19 protein-coding genes and 1 pseudogene are annotated in these 16,645 nt (G+C 69.7%); 12 read left to right on the top strand and 8 right to left on the bottom strand.

Annotated features, from left to right (window positions below; all coding sequences use genetic code 11):
• Window positions 1–267: 267 nt before the first annotated feature.
• Window positions 268–765 carry a LabA-like NYN domain-containing protein gene (locus V2L32_RS07805; protein ID WP_331235921.1) on the top strand — a complete coding sequence of 166 codons (498 nt, stop codon included), beginning with the start codon at window positions 268–270 and terminating at the stop codon, window positions 763–765.
• 38 nt (window positions 766–803) lie between these two features.
• Here the strand turns inward: V2L32_RS07805 and V2L32_RS07810 are convergent, their stop codons facing one another.
• Entirely contained in the window at window positions 804–1,229 is a 426-nt protein-coding gene (locus V2L32_RS07810; RefSeq protein WP_331235922.1) for a DUF3006 family protein, read from the bottom strand.
• A 145-nt stretch (window positions 1,230–1,374) separates the two neighbouring features.
• A complete protein-coding gene (locus tag V2L32_RS07815; protein ID WP_331235923.1) occupies window positions 1,375–1,557 on the bottom strand; it encodes a hypothetical protein in 183 nt (60 codons plus the stop codon).
• 208 nt (window positions 1,558–1,765) lie between these two features.
• Here V2L32_RS07815 and V2L32_RS07820 point away from each other — a divergent pair, with 208 nt between their 5' ends.
• Window positions 1,766–3,244, top strand: a complete 1,479-nt coding sequence (locus V2L32_RS07820; protein WP_331235924.1) for a hypothetical protein — start codon at window positions 1,766–1,768, stop codon at window positions 3,242–3,244.
• Window positions 3,245–3,394: 150 nt separating this feature from the next.
• On the opposite strand, the pseudogene V2L32_RS07825 reads toward V2L32_RS07820, so the two are convergent.
• Window positions 3,395–4,794 (bottom strand): annotated as a pseudogene (locus tag V2L32_RS07825) (FAD-binding oxidoreductase).
• A gap of 149 nt (window positions 4,795–4,943) precedes the next feature.
• Here V2L32_RS07825 and V2L32_RS07835 point away from each other — a divergent pair.
• From V2L32_RS07835 to V2L32_RS07850, 4 genes are all read left to right on the top strand, one after another.
• Window positions 4,944–5,852, top strand: coding sequence for a helix-turn-helix transcriptional regulator (locus V2L32_RS07835; RefSeq protein WP_331235927.1), 909 nt, complete (start codon window positions 4,944–4,946; stop codon window positions 5,850–5,852).
• 76 nt (window positions 5,853–5,928) lie between these two features.
• Window positions 5,929–6,396, top strand: coding sequence for a PUA domain-containing protein (locus V2L32_RS07840; RefSeq protein ID WP_331235928.1), 468 nt, complete (start codon window positions 5,929–5,931; stop codon window positions 6,394–6,396).
• Between the two features lie 44 nt (window positions 6,397–6,440).
• Window positions 6,441–6,815, top strand: coding sequence for a nascent polypeptide-associated complex protein (locus V2L32_RS07845; protein WP_331235929.1), 375 nt, complete (start codon window positions 6,441–6,443; stop codon window positions 6,813–6,815).
• The gene (locus tag V2L32_RS07850) at window positions 6,812–7,534 is read left to right on the top strand and encodes a methyltransferase domain-containing protein (RefSeq protein WP_331235930.1); all 723 of its coding nucleotides are present in this window, start codon (window positions 6,812–6,814) and stop codon (window positions 7,532–7,534) included. Before V2L32_RS07845 ends, V2L32_RS07850 begins: the two co-directional genes overlap by 4 nt.
• Here V2L32_RS07850 and V2L32_RS07855 read toward each other — a convergent pair.
• Complete coding sequence (locus V2L32_RS07855; RefSeq protein ID WP_331235931.1) at window positions 7,512–8,114, bottom strand: hypothetical protein; 603 nt, start codon at window positions 8,112–8,114, stop codon at window positions 7,512–7,514. The genes V2L32_RS07850 and V2L32_RS07855 overlap by 23 nt on opposite strands.
• Before the next feature lie 100 nt (window positions 8,115–8,214).
• On the opposite strand from V2L32_RS07855, the gene V2L32_RS07860 reads away from it, so the two are divergent.
• The 5 genes from V2L32_RS07860 (at window position 8,215) to V2L32_RS07880 (ending at window position 13,513) form a co-directional block, all read left to right on the top strand.
• A complete protein-coding gene (locus V2L32_RS07860) occupies window positions 8,215–9,111 on the top strand; it encodes a DUF4129 domain-containing protein (protein WP_331235932.1) in 897 nt (298 codons plus the stop codon).
• Window positions 9,108–11,006, top strand: a complete 1,899-nt coding sequence (locus V2L32_RS07865; protein ID WP_331235933.1) for a DUF58 domain-containing protein — start codon at window positions 9,108–9,110, stop codon at window positions 11,004–11,006. Before V2L32_RS07860 ends, V2L32_RS07865 begins: the two co-directional genes overlap by 4 nt.
• Complete coding sequence (locus V2L32_RS07870) at window positions 11,003–11,512, top strand: DUF7519 family protein (RefSeq protein ID WP_331235934.1); 510 nt, start codon at window positions 11,003–11,005, stop codon at window positions 11,510–11,512. The genes V2L32_RS07865 and V2L32_RS07870 overlap by 4 nt, the downstream gene beginning before the upstream one ends.
• Window positions 11,513–11,643: 131 nt before the next feature.
• Window positions 11,644–12,678, top strand: a complete 1,035-nt coding sequence (locus tag V2L32_RS07875) for an AI-2E family transporter (protein ID WP_331235935.1) — start codon at window positions 11,644–11,646, stop codon at window positions 12,676–12,678.
• Window positions 12,679–12,751: 73 nt separating this feature from the next.
• Window positions 12,752–13,513 carry a YIP1 family protein gene (locus V2L32_RS07880; RefSeq protein WP_331235936.1) on the top strand — a complete coding sequence of 254 codons (762 nt, stop codon included), beginning with the start codon at window positions 12,752–12,754 and terminating at the stop codon, window positions 13,511–13,513.
• Here V2L32_RS07880 and V2L32_RS07885 read toward each other — a convergent pair.
• A complete protein-coding gene (locus V2L32_RS07885) occupies window positions 13,399–13,977 on the bottom strand; it encodes a magnesium transporter (protein ID WP_331235937.1) in 579 nt (192 codons plus the stop codon). The genes V2L32_RS07880 and V2L32_RS07885 overlap by 115 nt on opposite strands.
• Entirely contained in the window at window positions 13,977–14,546 is a 570-nt protein-coding gene (locus V2L32_RS07890; RefSeq protein ID WP_331235938.1) for a magnesium transporter, read from the bottom strand. The genes V2L32_RS07885 and V2L32_RS07890 overlap by 1 nt, the downstream gene beginning before the upstream one ends.
• 128 nt (window positions 14,547–14,674) lie before the next feature.
• Here V2L32_RS07890 and V2L32_RS07895 point away from each other — a divergent pair, with 128 nt between their 5' ends.
• Window positions 14,675–15,883: a potassium channel family protein gene (locus V2L32_RS07895; RefSeq protein ID WP_331235939.1), complete on the top strand. Its 1,209-nt coding sequence runs from the start codon at window positions 14,675–14,677 to the stop codon at window positions 15,881–15,883.
• Window positions 15,884–15,970: 87 nt separating this feature from the next.
• On the opposite strand, the gene V2L32_RS07900 is transcribed toward V2L32_RS07895, so the two are convergent.
• Together V2L32_RS07900 and V2L32_RS07905 are read right to left on the bottom strand one after the other, a co-directional pair.
• Window positions 15,971–16,282, bottom strand: coding sequence for a transcription factor S (locus V2L32_RS07900; protein WP_331235940.1), 312 nt, complete (start codon window positions 16,280–16,282; stop codon window positions 15,971–15,973).
• 73 nt (window positions 16,283–16,355) lie between these two features.
• The gene (locus tag V2L32_RS07905) at window positions 16,356–16,613 is read right to left on the bottom strand and encodes a DUF5789 family protein (protein ID WP_331235941.1); all 258 of its coding nucleotides are present in this window, start codon (window positions 16,611–16,613) and stop codon (window positions 16,356–16,358) included.
• Window positions 16,614–16,645 lie beyond the last annotated feature (32 nt).

A 16,645-nucleotide genomic window follows, 5' to 3' on the forward strand; every position in this document is an offset into this window, starting at 1 on the left:
GCTGTCTGGGTTTCGTCGTCGCAGGTGTGATGGTCGCGCGGTGCCCGGGGACGGCCCGCGACGAGGTCGCCACACTCGCCGGGAGCCTCACGCCGCGCGTTTTTTCGAGAAGAGTGACGCCACGCTCTCCGGTACCGCGAGCGACGGGCGTGGCGACCGGCGCATGCTCGGGCCTACAGCGTCATCCGACTTAGTGGTTGCGAGACCCGTCCGACCGGGACGACCCGTCTGAGAAGACCTTTTACCTGCACCTGCGCAGTGCCGCGTATGACCGAGATCCACCCGGACCAGCGCGTCGCCGTTCTGGTCGACTCGCAGAACCTCTATCACACGGCACAGAGCGCCTACTCGCGGAACGTCGACTACTCCGCACTGCTCGAGGAGGCGGTCCAGGGCAGACGGCTCACCCGTGCGATCGCCTACGTCATCGTCGCGGAGTCCGAGGGCGAGGAGACGTTCTTCGAGGCGCTCACCGACATCGGCTTCGAGGCGAAGAAGAAGGACATCAAGACCTACGCCGACGGCTCGAAGAAGGCCGACTGGGACGTCGGGATGAGCCTCGACGCGGTGACCCTCGCCTCGCACGTCGACGCAATCGTCCTCTGCACCGGCGACGGCGACTTCTCCCGGCTCTGTTCGCACCTCCGTCACGCCGGGGTCCGCGTCGAGGTGATGGCGTTCGGCCAGTCCACCGCCGAGGAGCTGATCGACGCGACAGACGCGTTCGTCGACCTCTCCGAACGGGAGGACACGTTCCTGCTCTGATCGCCGCTCTCTGCGCCCTGCCAGCTGCCGCTCACTCCTCACCTCTCACTCGCAGAAAGACACCCCAGGCGCCGCTCGTTCGACCGGCGCCGACGCCTCGTCTCCCCGACGAGGTGTCGGTACTCCTCTCCCTTCTCGCCGTCGAGGCTTACGAGGAACACGTCCCCCTCTTCGGCCGAGAGTTCTTCCCAGGGGACGACCCGTTCGTCGACGAGTCGGCCGTCGTCTTCGAGCAGGAGTACGACGAACCGGCCGTCGACGACTCGGTCGACGACGGCGACGTAGTCGTCCGACGACCGTGCTAGAGCGTCGGTGCTCGCGGTCGATCGGTCGTCCGAACGCGCATCGCACCAGCCCGGCGGGTGCCCGCTCCGTCCGGCGGCGCTAGCGCTCCCGGCGAGTCCCGTGAGGCCGATCGAGCCGAGCAGTGCGAGCAGTGTCCGTCGCGAAGTCGTCGAACGCATGCCGCCGCTGGTCCCCTCCTCGGGTATAAACCTGAGCCGGGGGTCACTGGCGTTCTCGGTACCGTCCGCTTCTGCGACGACGTCGAGTCGAAGCGTCGCTCGAAGCGGGCTCGCCGAACCGAGCTCCTCCGAAGCACGAGAACCGCTAGACCGCTCTGCCGCCCTCGGAGACGCCCACGAGGAGGGATCCGGCGGCCAGGCCGAGCGTGCCGATCGCGGCCAGCGCGAGCGGAACGTCGAGGGTGAGTGTGCCGCTCGCGATCAGGATAGCGGTGCTCGCAGCGATGAGACCGACGCCCAGGACGACCATCTTCTGATCCGTTGCCATCGGTCGGAGTTGGTACCGGGGGTATATATTTTTCACCAAAATCGACAGCAAGCGCCGCGTTATCGCCTGTCACAGTCGACTCACGACGGGGTCGGCGGTTCCGAGGGACACGCCCCGACCGGTGTCCTCCACGGACGACTTCGGACGGGTCGTCCGTCGGGACACTCGACTCCGAAGCCGTTATGTGCTAACGAGTGTCACGAGTCGTATGGATCACGCGACGGCGGTTCGGTTGACGGGTCGCCGATCGACGTGTGCCGAGTTCGAGCGGCGGGTGAGCGAGCAGGCGGCGGGGCTCCGGGAGGCGCTCGTGGCTGGGCGGTTCGAGGGAGCGTTCGCCGTCGGCCTCGAACTGGAGGGTTACGCCGTCGATACGACGGGACGGCTCGCCCCGGTTCCGGAGGCCGCGTTCGGGTCGATCTGCGAGCGCGAACTCGGTCGGCACAACGCGGAGCTGAACACGCCGGCGACCCCGTTCGATCCCGAGGGCCTCGTCGGACAGGCCGAGAGCCTCCACGAGCGGGTGGGGTCTCTCGACCGGACGCTCGCCGTGAGCGGTCTGGCGTTCGTCACCGACGGGATCTGGACGATCGAGCCGCCCGAGGGTGCGCTGGCGTACCTGAGCGAGCGTCGCGAGGAAGAGGGGGTCGAACTGGGGGCGAACCTGGCGCCGAACCCGCGCTATCACGCGCTCGACGCCGACATCACCGCACACGGCCCGGTCGAACTCGCTGTCCCCGGTTGCCACCGGCGCTTTCCCACCATCCTCGTCGAGTCGCTCGGCACCTCGATACAGGTCCACCTCCAGGTGCCGACGGGGTCGTTCGTCCGGTGTTTCAACGCCGCCATCCGGACCGCGGGACCGGTGCTGGCGCTCGCGGCGAACGCGCCGTTTCTCCCCCCGGGGCTCTACGACGACGACGTCGATCCGGAGGCGGTCCTCGACGCCACCGCGGAGCTCAGGATCCCGGTGTTCGAGTCGATGAACGTCGAAGAGCCCGGGAAGGTCCGCCTCCCGGAGGACCTGGCGTCGCTTGCCGAGATCGTCGACCGCCTCGTCGAGGACCGTCTCTGTGCGCCCTACCTGCGCGAGTGGGTCACCGACGAGCCCAGGCGCGGGTTCGCCGACGAGCACTGGGAGCTGCTGCACAAACAGGGGACGTGCTGGCGGTGGATCCGCCCCGTGCTCGGTGCGTCCGGCCCGCGGATCGAGTACCGGCTGTTGCCGACCCAGCCGAGCGTCGCCGACGTCCTCTCGTTCCAGGCGCTCGTCGCCGGCCTCCTCCACGGGATCCTGACCACCCACCACCCGCTCGCGGAGCTCCCGTGGGACGATGCCAGGGACTCGTTCTACGCGGCCGCGCGGGACGGTCTCGACGCCGACCTCGCGTGGCTCACCGCGGACGGCGACCGGACGGACGATCCCGAGGAGATCTACGACGAGCTGTTCTTGCTCGCCCGCCTGGGCCTCGCGGATCGCGGGCTCGACGACGGTCATATCGACGACCTGCTCGCCCCGATCGAGACCCGTTGGGAGCGGCGGATGACGCCGGCCGACTGGAAACGCGAGCGGGTCCGTGAGCGCCTCGCGGAGGACGAGAGACTCGCGACGGCGATCGAGGGGATGCAGCGGGCGTACATCCAGCGGAGCGCGAGCGGCGAACCGTTCGCCGAGTGGATCCGCTGACCGGGCGATCCCTCTCGTTGCTCGGGTGTCCTCGCTCCCGGAGAGAAACGACGCGGCGACGCCGACAGGCCCCGCGTTCGGCCCGCCGAGCGCGGCGAGGCCAGCGAGGACAATCGGCGTCGACGAGGACGCTCTCCTGCGTGGGGCCGCTTACGCCGTCGGCTTTACGTTCTGGTTCGAATCGAAGAGGTTCGTCGGGTCGTACTCGTCCTTCAGCGCGACGAGTCGCTCGTACGTCGGTCCGAACGTCGTCCGCATCGTCTCGTCGTTCTCCTCGAGGAAGCCCGGGAAGTTCAGGTAGACCGAGCCGTCGGAGAACCCCCGCATATCGGCGATGCAGTCGCGAGCCCACTCGACGTTCGCGTCGTCGTCTCTCGGGTCTTCCCAGTTCGCCTCGACGCCGAGGAGGAAGGGCGCGTGCCGACCGGCGAACGCGCTCTCCTCGACACCGGTGTCGCCGATCGCCCCGCCCAGTTGCCAGACGTCGACGGTCGAGAGCGGCGACGGGGCGGCGTCGGCCCAGTAGGCGATCCGGTCGATGGCCGACGCGGAGAGCCCGTCGAGGTAGAGCGATTTCCAGTAGTAGCGCATCCCGTCCGGGTAGTCCCCGTCGAGGACGCGCTGGAACTCCGTGTAGGACGTCACACCGCTGAGATCGGCGAGTGGCTCGTCGAACTCCCGGAGCGGCGCCAGTGCGCGCTCGCCCTCGGCGGCCGGACCGGCGTAACAGCCCATGAGCGCGAACTTCCCCTCGTGAACCCGCTCGGCCGGAAACAGCTCCTCCTCCGGGAGTTCGCCGGCGAAGACGAGCGTGCTGATCTCCCTCGGTGCGTCGGCGACGAACTCCCGGTAGTCGCTCAGCACCTCCCGGAGCCGATCGCCCGGGTAGAACCCCAGACAGGTCGCGACGTCGGGACCGACGGGATGCAGGTCGAACTCGAAGCCTGTGACCACCCCGAAGTTCCCGCCACCCCCGCGGAGCCCCCAGAACAGCTCCGCGTTCTCCTCCGCGTTCGCGGTCAGGTACTTGCCGTCGGCGGTGACCAGGTCCACCGACCGGAGGTTGTCACAGCTCAGGCCGTACTTACACCGGAGGTGTCCGATGCCGCCGCCGAGCGTGAGCCCCGCGACGCCGGTGTCGGAGACGACGCCGCCGGGCGTCGCCAGGCCGAACGCCTGTGTCTCGTGGTCGAGGTCGGCCCACGTCGCGCCCGCCTGGACCCACGCCACCCGTGCGTCGGGGTCGACCCACACCTCGGTCATCTCCGAGCAGTCGACGACGAGCCCGTCGTCACGGACCGCGGTTCCGGCCACGTTGTGCCCCCGCCGCGAACCGAGAGTGGGAGGTCCTGCTCGCGTGCGAACTCCACCGCGCTGGCGACGTCCGCGACGCCGGCACACCGCACGATCAGCGACGGGTATCTGTCGATCATTCCGTTCCAGACCGCGCGGGCGTCGTCGTAGTCGGGGTCCCCGGGTCGGATCACCCGCCCGTGGACGTCCGCTCGGAACCGGTCGATCCGCCCGTCGTCGACGGTCGTCCGTGCCATACGCCATCGTTCGACGCGGTCGGTGGTAACCTCATCCGTGGTGCGGGATTCGACCGCGTGAACGCCCGTTCGACACCTGAGACGACTCTCACCCTGCGGACGGGACAGGACTAATACCCGTGCCACCGTCTACCGGGACACGAGAGCAGATGGGCCTCGACGACGAGCGACCGCGGGAGGACGAACGCCCACCGCCGGGCTCGCCGATCCTCGAGGCGGTCCTCGAGAACGCGCGGAACCAGCGATATCTCGGCCAGCGCCTCGATGCGACGGGCGACCGCGTCGATACCGACCTGCTCGGGGACATCGTTCGACACGGGCCGGTGTTCGAGGCGCTACGTGAACAGCCGCTGGACCGCCGGGAGATCGAAGCGCGCCTCGACGTCTCACGGGCGACGAGCCACCGGTTCACGCAGTGGCTCGACGAGCGGGGCTTCGTCGAGAAGGTAGAGGGCCGGTTCCGGCTGACGGGTCGCGGCGAGGCCGTCGCCGACGAGGTGCTCCGGTTCGAGGCGACCCTCCGGACCGTCCAGCGGCTGGGACCGCTCCTGGACCTCATCTGTGAGAACCACCAGGAGTTCGTCGTCGAACCGTTCGTCGGCGCGCGGGTGACCCGCGCCGAACCGGACGACCCCTACCGCCCGATCCAGCGGTTCGTCGCGCTGCTCGGCGAGGCGGAGCGCTTCCGCGGCTTCAACACGACGCACATGGCGCCGTTCGTCCTCGGCGAGTTCCACCGACAGATCTTCGAGGAGACCGACGCGGAGATCGTCTACCTGCCACACGTCGCCGAGACCCTCTTCGAGACGTACCCCGAGCGCGCTCGGGAGGCGGTCGACGACGGACACCTGACCCTCCGGACGCGCGAGGAGCTCCCGTACGGCCTGGCCGTCTTCGACGAGCGCGTCGGGATCGGCGGATACGACGAGGATACGGGGCTCATGCAGGTATTCGTCGACACGGACGCCCCGATCGCTCGCGAGTGGGCCGAGCGGATCTACGCCTCGGTCAGGGCGGACTCGGAACCGCTCGGGGACCACCTCGACCCGTCACGGTGACCGGTCGCCACCGCCGAGGGACGGCTCCCGTCGGCCGACGGAAACCGTTTTTCCGCTCCCCCGCCGAGAGCCGGGAATGACCGACGAACCGTTCGAGGAGGTCCCGAGGCTGCGCCGGATCGCAGACTACCAGTTCGGCACCGGCGCGGGCGAGGCGCTCTTCTCCGGCGAGCTCTCGGTGACGCGCTCGTCGAGCGGTCGGCCCGTCCAGGTGATCGCGCCCGAGGGCCGACTGGTCACCTTCGGCCAGGACGGCCGGTTCACACTCGGGATCGCCGGCGGTGAACGGCTTCGGAGCGCGCTCTCGCACCCGAGGTACAGGGTAGTCGTGAACGAGGAGTCCGAGCCGTTCGTCCGCGACGGGAAGAACGCCTTCTCGAAGTTCGTCCTCGAAACCGACCCGGAGATCCGCGGCGGCGACGAGGTGCTCGTGGTGAACGACTCCGACAGCTTGCTCGCGGTCGGGCGAGCCGAACTCGATTCGAGGGCGATCGCAGACTTCGAGACCGGGATGGCCGTGAAGGTGCGCGAGGGCGCCGACTGACCGGGAGCGCCACGTTTTTCCCCCCACGTCCCGACCCCGCGAGTATGTTCGGAGGAGGCGGACTCGACCCGCGGAAGATGGAACAGATGATGAAACAGATGGGGATCGACACCGAGGAGATTGAGGCGACGCGCGTCGTCATCACCACCCCCGACGGCGACCTCGTCTTCTCGGACGCCGACGTCACGAAGATCGAGGCCCAGGGCCAGGAGACCTACCAGATCGTCGGCTCGCCCGACCTCGAGGAGGGTGCGGAGGCCGCCGGCGCGGTCGATGCGGCCGAACCCGCCGAAGCCGAGATCCCCGACGCCGATATCGAGATCGTCGCGACCCGTGCCGGCGTCGGGAAGGACGAGGCGCGGAAAGCCCTCGAAGCGACCGACGGCGACCTCGCCGCGGCCATCGCGAACCTCGAGTGACGGCGGTCGTCCTCGTCCACGACGACCGCGAGTACCTCCGCGAGCCGGGTGCGGAGCTCCAGACGGACCTCGGCGTCCTCACCGTACCGGAGGACGTCTCCTCGGGAGACGTCCTCGAGACTCACCTCGGAGAACGGTTCACCGTTCGTCGCCTCCGCGGCCCCGACCTCTTTCACCACTTCGAGCGCACCGGTGCGCCGATGCTGCCCCGCGATATCGGCCTCGTGATCGGCGAGACCGGCGTCGCCGCCGGCGACCGAGTGCTCGACTGCGGCACCGGTACGGGGGTGCTCGCGAGCTACATGGGCAGGCTCGGCGCCGAGGTCACCAGCTACGAACGCGATCCGGAGTTCGCGGAGGTCGCCCGCGAGAACGTCGCGCTCGCCGGGGTCTCCGACCGGGTCGAGGTGCGATCGGGTGACCTGCTCGACGAGATCGACGACCTCTCGGGGTTCGACGTGCTCACGCTCGATACCGGCGACGCTCCCGAGATCGTCGCACACGCCGACTCGCTGCTCCTCCCCGGAGGATTTCTCGCCGTCTACTCCCCGTTCGTCGAGAGCACCCGCGAGGTCGTCGAGGCCGCCCGCGAGACGCTCTCGGAGGTCCGGACCGTCGAGACGATCCAGCGCGAACTCGACGTGGACGGGAGGGGAACGCGACCGAGCACCGCGCCGGTCGGCCACACCGGCTACCTCACGATCGCTCGCCGGGCGTAGCCGCCTCCACGAGCAGCGAGCGCAGTTCCTTCCGGTAGCCCGCGTGCTCGCGGTCCAGCCCGTCGTCCCGGACCGAGAGGACGTCCGCGAGCGAGATAGCGGGATAACCCCCACCGGCGACGTGGTAGCCCGCGTCCGCCCAGACCGCGACGAGCCCCTCCATCGGCACCCGCCGTCCATCGGCCGGGATCACCGCGCCGTAGGTGAGGAGTTCCACCTCGCGCCCACCGAGCGACGTCGTTCGCGTCGACCGGCGCCTCACGTCCTCGAAGCCGTTGTCGGTCATCGTCTCGCGTATCGCGTCGTCGACCCGCGAGACGACCAGTCGGGTGAGCAGGCCGCTCTCACCCGGGTCGCGGTCGGCGAACGAGACGCGTGTCGCGACGTAAAAGCGCCAGAGCCGGTCGATCCCCGTCGCCTCCTCCACCCGCTCGCGCAGCGTGCGGTCCTCGTAGAGCTCGGTCCGGGCCTCGACGTGCACGCCGAGGAGTCTGACGACGGTCTCCTCGACCGTCTCGACGTGGTGCCACCCCTCGCGAACCCGGTCGGGGACGCGGGCGACCTCCGAGGCCTGTGCCATCCTCCTACCAATCGTCTGCCAGCGGCATATACTGTCGGCCGTCGGTCACCGGCGGGGTCCCGACCCCAACCACTAAGACAGCGGACACGAAACCCCGGCCGTGGAGAGACGTACGGCGACGTCGCTGGTCCTCGCGGTCTGCTGTGTCTTCGCGGTCGGCCTCGCCGCGGCCACCCTCACAGACACCAGTGCCACACAGCCCGGCGTTCCCGGGGGAGACAACGAGAGCGGTGGCATCCTCGCCCCGCCGGCGGGCGAGGATGCCACGGGCGCGGCGGACGAGGTCGACGTTCCGTACCTCTCGGAGATCCTGCTCGTCCTCGGGGTGCTCGCCGCGGTCGGCCTGCTGTATTACCTCTATCACGACTGGCGGGCGGCGTTCGGGTTCGTGCTCGCGCTGCTCGTGATTCTCGCGCTCGTCTACCTGTTCTTCCAGCTGGTCGGCCCGCCCGAGTTCCCCGGAGGGGCGATGGACGAGCCACGGGAGCCGCCGGACGTTCGGGAGGGAGCCGGCGGCGAGGACGACGGCGCCGTTCCGCCCGTCTCGACCCCGACACTCCTGCTCGTCGGGCTCCTCGCGCTGGCGCTCGTCGGCACCGCGCTGGCGTTGTTCGGACGGGTCGGAGACCGCACCGAGAACGAGGTCGTCGCCGCGGAGGCCGAGGGCGACCGGCGGAGCGCCGAGGCGGCCGCGATCGGCGGGGCGGCCGGCCGGGCCGCCGACCGGATCGAGGAGCGAGAGACGTTCGACAACGAGGTCTACCGCGCCTGGCGGGAGATGGTCGGTCCGCTCGAGGTACCGAACCCGGAGACGACGACGCCCGGCGAGTTCGAGGCGGCCGCCGTCGAGGCAGGTGTCGAGCGAGGTGACGCCGCCGCGCTCACCGCGCTGTTCGAGGAGGTCCGCTACGGCGGCCGGGAGGCCTCGGGCGAGCGCGAGCGCCGAGCGGTCGAGACGCTGCGGCGGATCGAAACACGGTACGGGGCCGAGTCGTGAACGGTCGACGGCTCTGGCTTCTCGTGGGCCTGCTGGCGTTCGTGCTGGGGACCGCGGTGTGGGCGTTTCCGGGGCTCGTCGCGCTCTCGATGGACGAGGCGGTGCTGGTGCTCGTCGGCCTGCTCGCGCTCGCGCTCGCGGTCGGCCAGGTCAGGAAACGACGGGGGTCGCGGATACGGACCGTCCGGACGCCCGACCCCGAACGCCCGCTCCCGACGGGGACCCCCGGCGAGGGGACGGATCGGACGATCAGACTGCTTCGTGACGGGCGCAGGGTCCCCCACCAGCAGCGAACGGAGCTGCGCTCGCGGATCGAGGAGGCGCTCGTCGGTGCGCTCTCTGTCTATCGGGGACGACCGGACGCCCGACGGGCGGTCGAGGAGGGGTCTTGGACCGAGGACGGGGCGGTCGCGGCGTACGCGGCGGGCGAGTCGCCGCCGACCGATCCGCTCGGACTCGTCCGTGGGCTCGTGGGTGAGTCGCGCTCGTCACGCGCGCTCAGGCGGACCGTCGACGCGCTCGCCGCCGTGAAGGAGGGCGAGGGAGAGCCGGTCCCCGTCGGCGACGAACCGGAGCGGCGCCCGCCGGTCCGACGCGCGCTCGACACCGACGAGAACGGGGTCGCCGCACGCAGACGGACCGACCGCTGGAGCGGCGTCGGGGCCCTCGCGCTCTCGGGGATTGGCCTCGGCGTGCTCGTCCGCTCGCCCGCGGTGGTCCTCGCGGGTGCGGTCGGCGTCGGCTACGCGGCGTACGCCGCCGCCGGCTCCGAACCGCCGGTCGACCTCTCGATCGAACGTCGGGTGAGCGCCGAGCGACCGGACCGGGACGAGACGGTGACCGTCGAAACGACCGTGACGAACGGGGCGGATCGGACGCTCTTCGACCTCCGGTTTCTCGACGGCGTGCCGGAGACGCTCGCGATCGCCGAGGGCTCGCCACGGGTCGGGGCGACGCTCCGGCCCGGCGAGTCGGTGACGGTGGAGTACACGCTCACCGCGGAGCGTGGCGTCCACTCGTTCCCGCCCGCGACGGCGCTCGTCCGGTCGCTCTCGGGGAGCGTGGAACTGGAGTGCGTGCTCGTCGCGGAGACGACGCTCGTCTGTACGCCGCCGCTCCGACCGACCGTCTCGCCGGTCCCGCTCCGAGCGGGGGCGACCCGGTTCGCGGGGCAGGTCGGAACCGATCGAAGCGGCGAGGGCGTCGAGTTCTACGCCACCCGGGAGTACCGCCCCGGCGACCCGCTCTCGCGGATCGACTGGAACCGGAAGGCGCGCACGGGGGAGCTCTCGACGCTCGAGTTCCGGGAGGAGCGCGCGGCGAGCGTCGTCGTGGTCGTCGACTCCAGGAAGGGCTCGTTTCGCGCGCCCGATCCCGACGACGAGAGCGCGGTCTCCCGCTCGATCGACGCCGCGGGGGCGATGGTCGCCCGGCTGCTCGACGACGGAAACCGGGTCGGTCTCGCCTCGCTCCACCCCGACCCCTGCTGGCTCGCGCCGAGCGCCCACCGCGACCAGCGGGTCCACGCCGCGGAGCTGCTCGCGACACACCCGTCGTTCGATCCGGTCCCGCCGGAGGGGCGCTTTCTCTCCTGGCGGTGGCGGCGGCGCTTCCTCCGCAGGCTCCCGGGCGACGCCCAACTGCTCGTCTGCAGCCCGCTGCTCGACGACCGGATCGTGAGTCTGCTGCGGACGCTCGAGGCGACCGGTCACCCGGTAACGGTCGTCAGTCCCGATCCCACGACCGACAGCTCGACCGGCGAGCGCCTCGTCCGGATCGAACGCGCGCTCAGGCTCACCGGGCTCCGCGAGGCGGGCGTCCGGGTGATCGACTGGCCCTGGGAGGAGGGGATCGACCTGCCGCTCGAACGGGCCCGGACGGGGTGGCGGCGATGAGCGTCGAGCGAGCGAGAGAGATCGACCGCTCGCCAACGCGCGTCGGCAGTGCGCTCGCGCTCTCGGCCGGCGCGCTCGCGCTCGCGCCCGGTGCGAGCACGGTCGGTGCGGGCGTCCTCGTCGGCGCGCTCGGCCTCCTCTCGCTCCTGAACGGCCTCCTCTTCGCCCGCCGCGGGCTCGTCACACTCGGGAGCACACTCCTCGTCGCGGGCGTGCTGGTCGCCGGCGTCGAGGGCGCATCCACGCTCCTCGTACTCTGGGGGGTCGTCGCAGGTGTCTTCGCCTGGGACGTCGGCCAGAACGCGCTCTGTCTGGGCGAGCAGCTCGGCCACGAGGCGGAGACCGTCCGGGCCGAACTCCTCCACGCCGGGTCGAGCGCGGCGGTCGGGCTCGGGACGGCGGCTCTCGGCTACGGGGTCTACCTCGTGGGCACCGGCGGACGACCCGTGGCGGCGGTGGTCCTCCTGCTGTTCGCCGCAGCCGTGCTCGTCGCCGCGCTCTCCTGACGAGGTCGGCCGCACCCGTTTGCCGGCGGTCACCGACACCTGCTTGCGATCACCGGTGAGGGACGACGACCGGCCTCGTGTGCAGACGGAATTCTCCCACGTTATACAGCTCGGTGGCGTATGCACTGCCCATGAGTTACCGACCCGCCGCGGCACCGACCTCGGAACGGAGAGTCCTCGCGATCCTCGCGCTCGCGAGCTGTGCGCTCGCGCTGTTCGTCGCGCTGCCTTACCTCCAGTATATCCTCCTCGGGGGCGTCCTCGCCTACGTCCTCGCTCCCGCACAGCGAACGCTCGCGCCCGTATTCGGCCGGACGGGCGCTGCGCTCTCGCTGCTCTCGACCGCCGTCGTCCTCCTGATCCTGCCGGTGCTCTACGTGCTCTCGATCGCCGTCCGTCAGGCCTCGGGACTCGCCACGACCGCCCAACGAGAGGGGTGGAGCGCCGCGGGAATCGAGCGCGAACTCCAGGCGATCGGCGGCGGCTTCGACGTCGATCAGGCGATCGCGACCTACGAGACCCACCAGACCGAGATCGACGGCGGCGTCCAGGGCGTGCTGAGCGGCGCGGCCGGGTTCGTCGGCGGGGTTCCCTCGATCCTGATCGGGCTCACCGTGACGGCGTTCGTCCTCTTCTCGCTGCTGCGCGACGGCGACCGACTGGCCGCCTGGCTCCTGCAGGTCGCCCCGATGCGCGAGACATATCGAGATGAGCTGTTCACCGAACTCGACCGGCTCATGTGGGCGTCGGTCGTCGGCAACGTCGTGGTCGCGGCGATCCAGGCGGTGCTCCTCGGCGCCGGGCTCTACCTGCTCGACGTCCCCGGGGTGGTCCTCCTCACCGTCGCGACGTTCGTCCTCGCGCTGTTGCCTCTGGTCGGCGCGTTCGCGGTCTGGGTGCCGGTGTCGATCTACCTCCTAGTGCTCGGCCGACCGGGTGCCGCCGCGATCCTCGCGGTCTACGGCGCGATCGTGAGCGCCTCGGACCTCTACCTGCGACCAGCGATCATCGGCAAGAGCGGCACGCTCAGCTCGGGAGTCATCGTCGTCGGGATCTTCGGCGGCGTCGCCGTCTTCGGTGCCGTGGGCCTGTTCGTCGGCCCCGTGATCATCGGGAGCGTGAAAGTGGTCTTGGAACTGTTCTCCCGGACGACGCCCCACGCGTAGCCCGATACGGGAGACGGTCGCCGGACCGGTCAGGTTTCGAAACTGTAAACAAACCGATCACGTGCTGCCCGGTATGGTCCACCCCCGCCTGTGGTCGTCCTTCGCGAAGTCGGCGCCCGGGTCCAGTTTCTTCGCCGGGTTCGCCGTCGTCCTCTGCTTCGCGGCCGCGCTCGCCGCCGGCGTCTGGTACGTCGGCGAACTGCTCGTCGCGAGCACCGACGCCACCGTGACGGTCGACCGACCCGGATTCGGGGAGGAAGAGCGCGACGCGGGCGACCTGCTCCGGGAGGAGGCGCAGTCGTACGCCGGCTGGGCGTTCTTCGTCCCGTTCGTGGTCTGGTTCTCCCTCGACGGCCTGGTCCACCTCGTTGCCCGGTCCGTACACGGCGAGGGCGGGTTCGCCGAGACGCTCGCGGTCGTCGGATGGGCGTTCGTCCCCGAGTCCCTCCGTCTCGGAGCCGGCCTCGTCGCCGTCCGGTCGGCCGCCTCTCGGATCGATCCCGACGCCCCGATCGAGTCGTTCTCGGAGACGTTCGTCGCGGCGCTCACGTCGTTCGACGCGCCGCTGCTCGCGGTCGGGGTGGTCGTCCTCCTCTGCCAGCGGGCGATCCTCACGGCGGGGCTAGAGGAGACCCACGACCTCCCCACGCTGACGGCCGCACTCGCCGTGGGGGCTCCCGCTCCTGCTCTGGGGGCTGCTCACGCTCCTCGCGTGAGGGATCAGAACCCGAGCACGAGCGCCGAGACGCCGATGAAGATCACCATACCGAAGACGTCGACGACGTTCGTGACGATCGGGATGGTCATGTCGTCAGGGTCGATTCCGAGCCTGTAGGAGGCGTAGGTCGTCGCGAAGCTGAAGAACACCGCGAGGACGGCGACGGACATCCCGCTCACGAGCGAGATGACGAGCAGCGTCGCGAACGGAAGCGGCGAGCCGATGAGGATTCCGAGGAGGTAGGCACCGATCGCCAGCGCGGTGAAGATGGTCGCCGCGAGCGCGAGGATCGCCCCGACGTTCGCCCAGAGCGTTCTGTCCCTGGGACTGAGATCGGTCATCCCGAGGTGAAACCGCGTCGAAAGTCGAGAGGAGAGGATCGCCCCGAGGTTACCGCCCGTCCCGATCATCGTCGGCACCATCACCGCGAGGATGCCGTACTGGTTGAGCATCTCCTCGGCGTCCTCCAGGGTGATCCCGGCGAAGAGCACGATCAGCGAGAGGACGATGAGGAGGGGAAACATGTTCCCCACGATCGTCTTCCAGTTCCACGTCCCGAGCGATCCCTGCGGGACGGCCATCAGGCGAGCACCTCCACGAGGCCCACGGAGAAGAGCAGAAAGAGCATCCCGAAGACGTCACCGACCGTGGTGACGATCGGCCCGACGAGGTTGTCGGGGTCGTAGCCGTGTTTGTAGCCCACGAAGATGAGTCCGAGAAGGACGGAGATCATGACGACCGACGTCAGCACGCCGGCGATCAGCATGATGCCGACGAGTTCGTAGAGCGCGGCGACCTGCCAGCCCATGAGGAGGAGCGCGAGCCATGTGATCACCCCGATCACGAGCGAGATGCCGATCCCGTTGATGAACGAGGCCACCACCGCGTTCAGGAGGCGTTCGTCGCGCTGGAAGCGGGGTTCGATCAACCCCTGGTGGAGCCCGCTCGAGATCCGGCCACCCAGCGCGCCGTAGACGTTGCCGCGCGTGGCGAGGAAGACCGGCACCATCACGAGCAGGCCGGGAAACCGCCTGACGCTCTCGACCATCCCCTCGAGGACGAGTCCGGAGAAGAGGCCACCGCAGAGTGCGACGACGAGGACGGGAAGCGCCTCGCGGTATATCGACCGGAAGTCGTCCCACGCGCTCATTGTGGGTGCGTCGTTCAATGTGCGGTTAAACCTAACGAGATGAGCCGACACGCATCGACGGGTTCCGACGGCAACACTCGTCGACGACGGCGGGAAACCTTTTTCCGTGATACACGGAGCAGTAGGGTATGGAAGAGTTCGAGGGGGACACGCCGTCGGCACCGATCTCGTACGAGCCGGTGAGCGTGAAGGACGTGCTGGTGGAGATGAAAGACACCGCGGAGCTGCTGATCGACCTCTCGTACGCCGCGGTACTCCACCGGGACGAGGAGCTCGCCCGGGAGGTGCTCAAGCTTGAGGGTCGGATGGACGTCCTCGAGATGCGGGCGTGGATGGGGCTGATGATGGCCGCGCGGACGACAGACGACGCCGAGGCGCTCGCACCGGTCATGGGGATCGTCGGCGCGACGGACACGATCAGCGACGCCGCCGGCGACATCGCGAAGATCGTCCTGGAGGAGATCGGGCTCCCGGAGGCGATGCGCGCGGCGATCCCGGAAGCCGTCGAGACGCTCGTCCGGGGCACGGTCACCCCGGGCTCCGAGTACGCCGGACGGACGCTCGTGGAGACCGACCTCGAGTCCGAGACTGGCGTGCGCGTTATCGCGATCCGCCGAGGCGAGGAGTGGCTACTCAACCCGGGCCCCGAGACCCGCATCGACGCCGAGGACGTCGTCTTCCTTCGAGGGCCCGAGGTGGCGATCGACGAGGTCTTCGAGACGTTCACCGGGACCACGTACGAGGCACCCGAACTCGACACCCCGGATATCGACGACCTCGAACGGGCCGTCGACACGATCGTCCACATGAAGAACCTCTCGGAGCTTGCGGTCGACCTCGCCTACAGCAGCGTGCTCTTCGACAGCGAGGCGCTCGCCGAGGAGGTCAGGAACCTAGAGATCGAGGTCGACGCGATGGAGTCGCGCTTCGAGGCGTGGACGCTCCGGGCGGCAGCCGACGCGCCCGATCCGGTGGCGCTGCGGGGCCTGATCCACCTCGGGAGCGCGACCGAGGTGATCAGCGACGCCGCCGTCGAGATCAGCGATGGCGTGCTGCGCGAGATCGGCGTCCACCCGGTCGTCCAGATGGCCGTCGAGGAGTCCGACGAGATCATCACCCGGATCGAGGTCGAAGAGCGGAGCGCGCTCGACGGCGTGCCGATCGTCGGAGGGGTCCCGGAGACGGAGTCGACGATGTCGGTGATCGCCATCCGCCGCCCCGGCGAGGGCTGGCTGCTGGTCGGCGGGGCCGACGCCGAGATCAGAAGCGGCGACGTGCTCATCTCGAAGGGGACGCGAACCGCCGCCGATGCGTTCGACGAACTCTCCCGGGCCTGAATCCTGTCGTCCGGGCGATCGTCGTTACTTCTGACGCACCGCCGATCCGTACTGGCGGTCATCCGCGAACGGTCACGACCGGCCGTATCAGTGGTCGTCCTCGCGCCACTTGTGCTCGCATTCGGTGCAGACGAAAAACCGCGTCTCCGACTCGTCGGCCGACCGGATCTGCTGCATGTACCAGAACGCCCGGTCGTTCTCGCAGTTCGGACAGCGGGCGTCCGTGGTGGGGAGCCCGCTCCCCTCGGCGCCGCTCTCGATCACCTCGGTCTCCTCCTGGGCCTCGGTCAGCGTCGTCTCGCTCGCCCTGTCGCGCGCCTGTTCGTGTCCACAGCTCCCACAGACCCACGCCTCCTCGTTCGCCCGCATCATCGACCCACACTCGTCACAGAACTCCATAGTGGCTCTCCTATCCGGTTCGGGGTCTAAAAGCGTCCGGATTCGCGCCGATCGCTCCCGGCGTTCGACCCGCTCAGCCCTCGCCCTCGGACTGGCCCGGTTCGCCCACCGCCTCGATCGGGAGCGCGCCGTAGACCTCCGACTCCAGTTCGTCGACGGACTCGAACGAGTCGCTTCCTGTCTCGGAGACGACCTGGCCCAGGTTCGCCTCGCCGTCGGCGAACAGGACGGTCACGTCGTCGAGTTCGGTCGCCGCGTCGTTTCGCGTCACCGGATACGAGAGTTCCGAGAGCTCCGCCTCGACCCGACTCAGCTTCACCTTGCGTGTCATACGTCCACGTACACCACGGGGCGGCTTGAGCC

The organism is Halalkalicoccus sp. CGA53 (assembly GCF_036429475.1).
Classification (GTDB): domain Archaea; phylum Halobacteriota; class Halobacteria; order Halobacteriales; family Halalkalicoccaceae; genus Natronorarus; species Natronorarus salvus.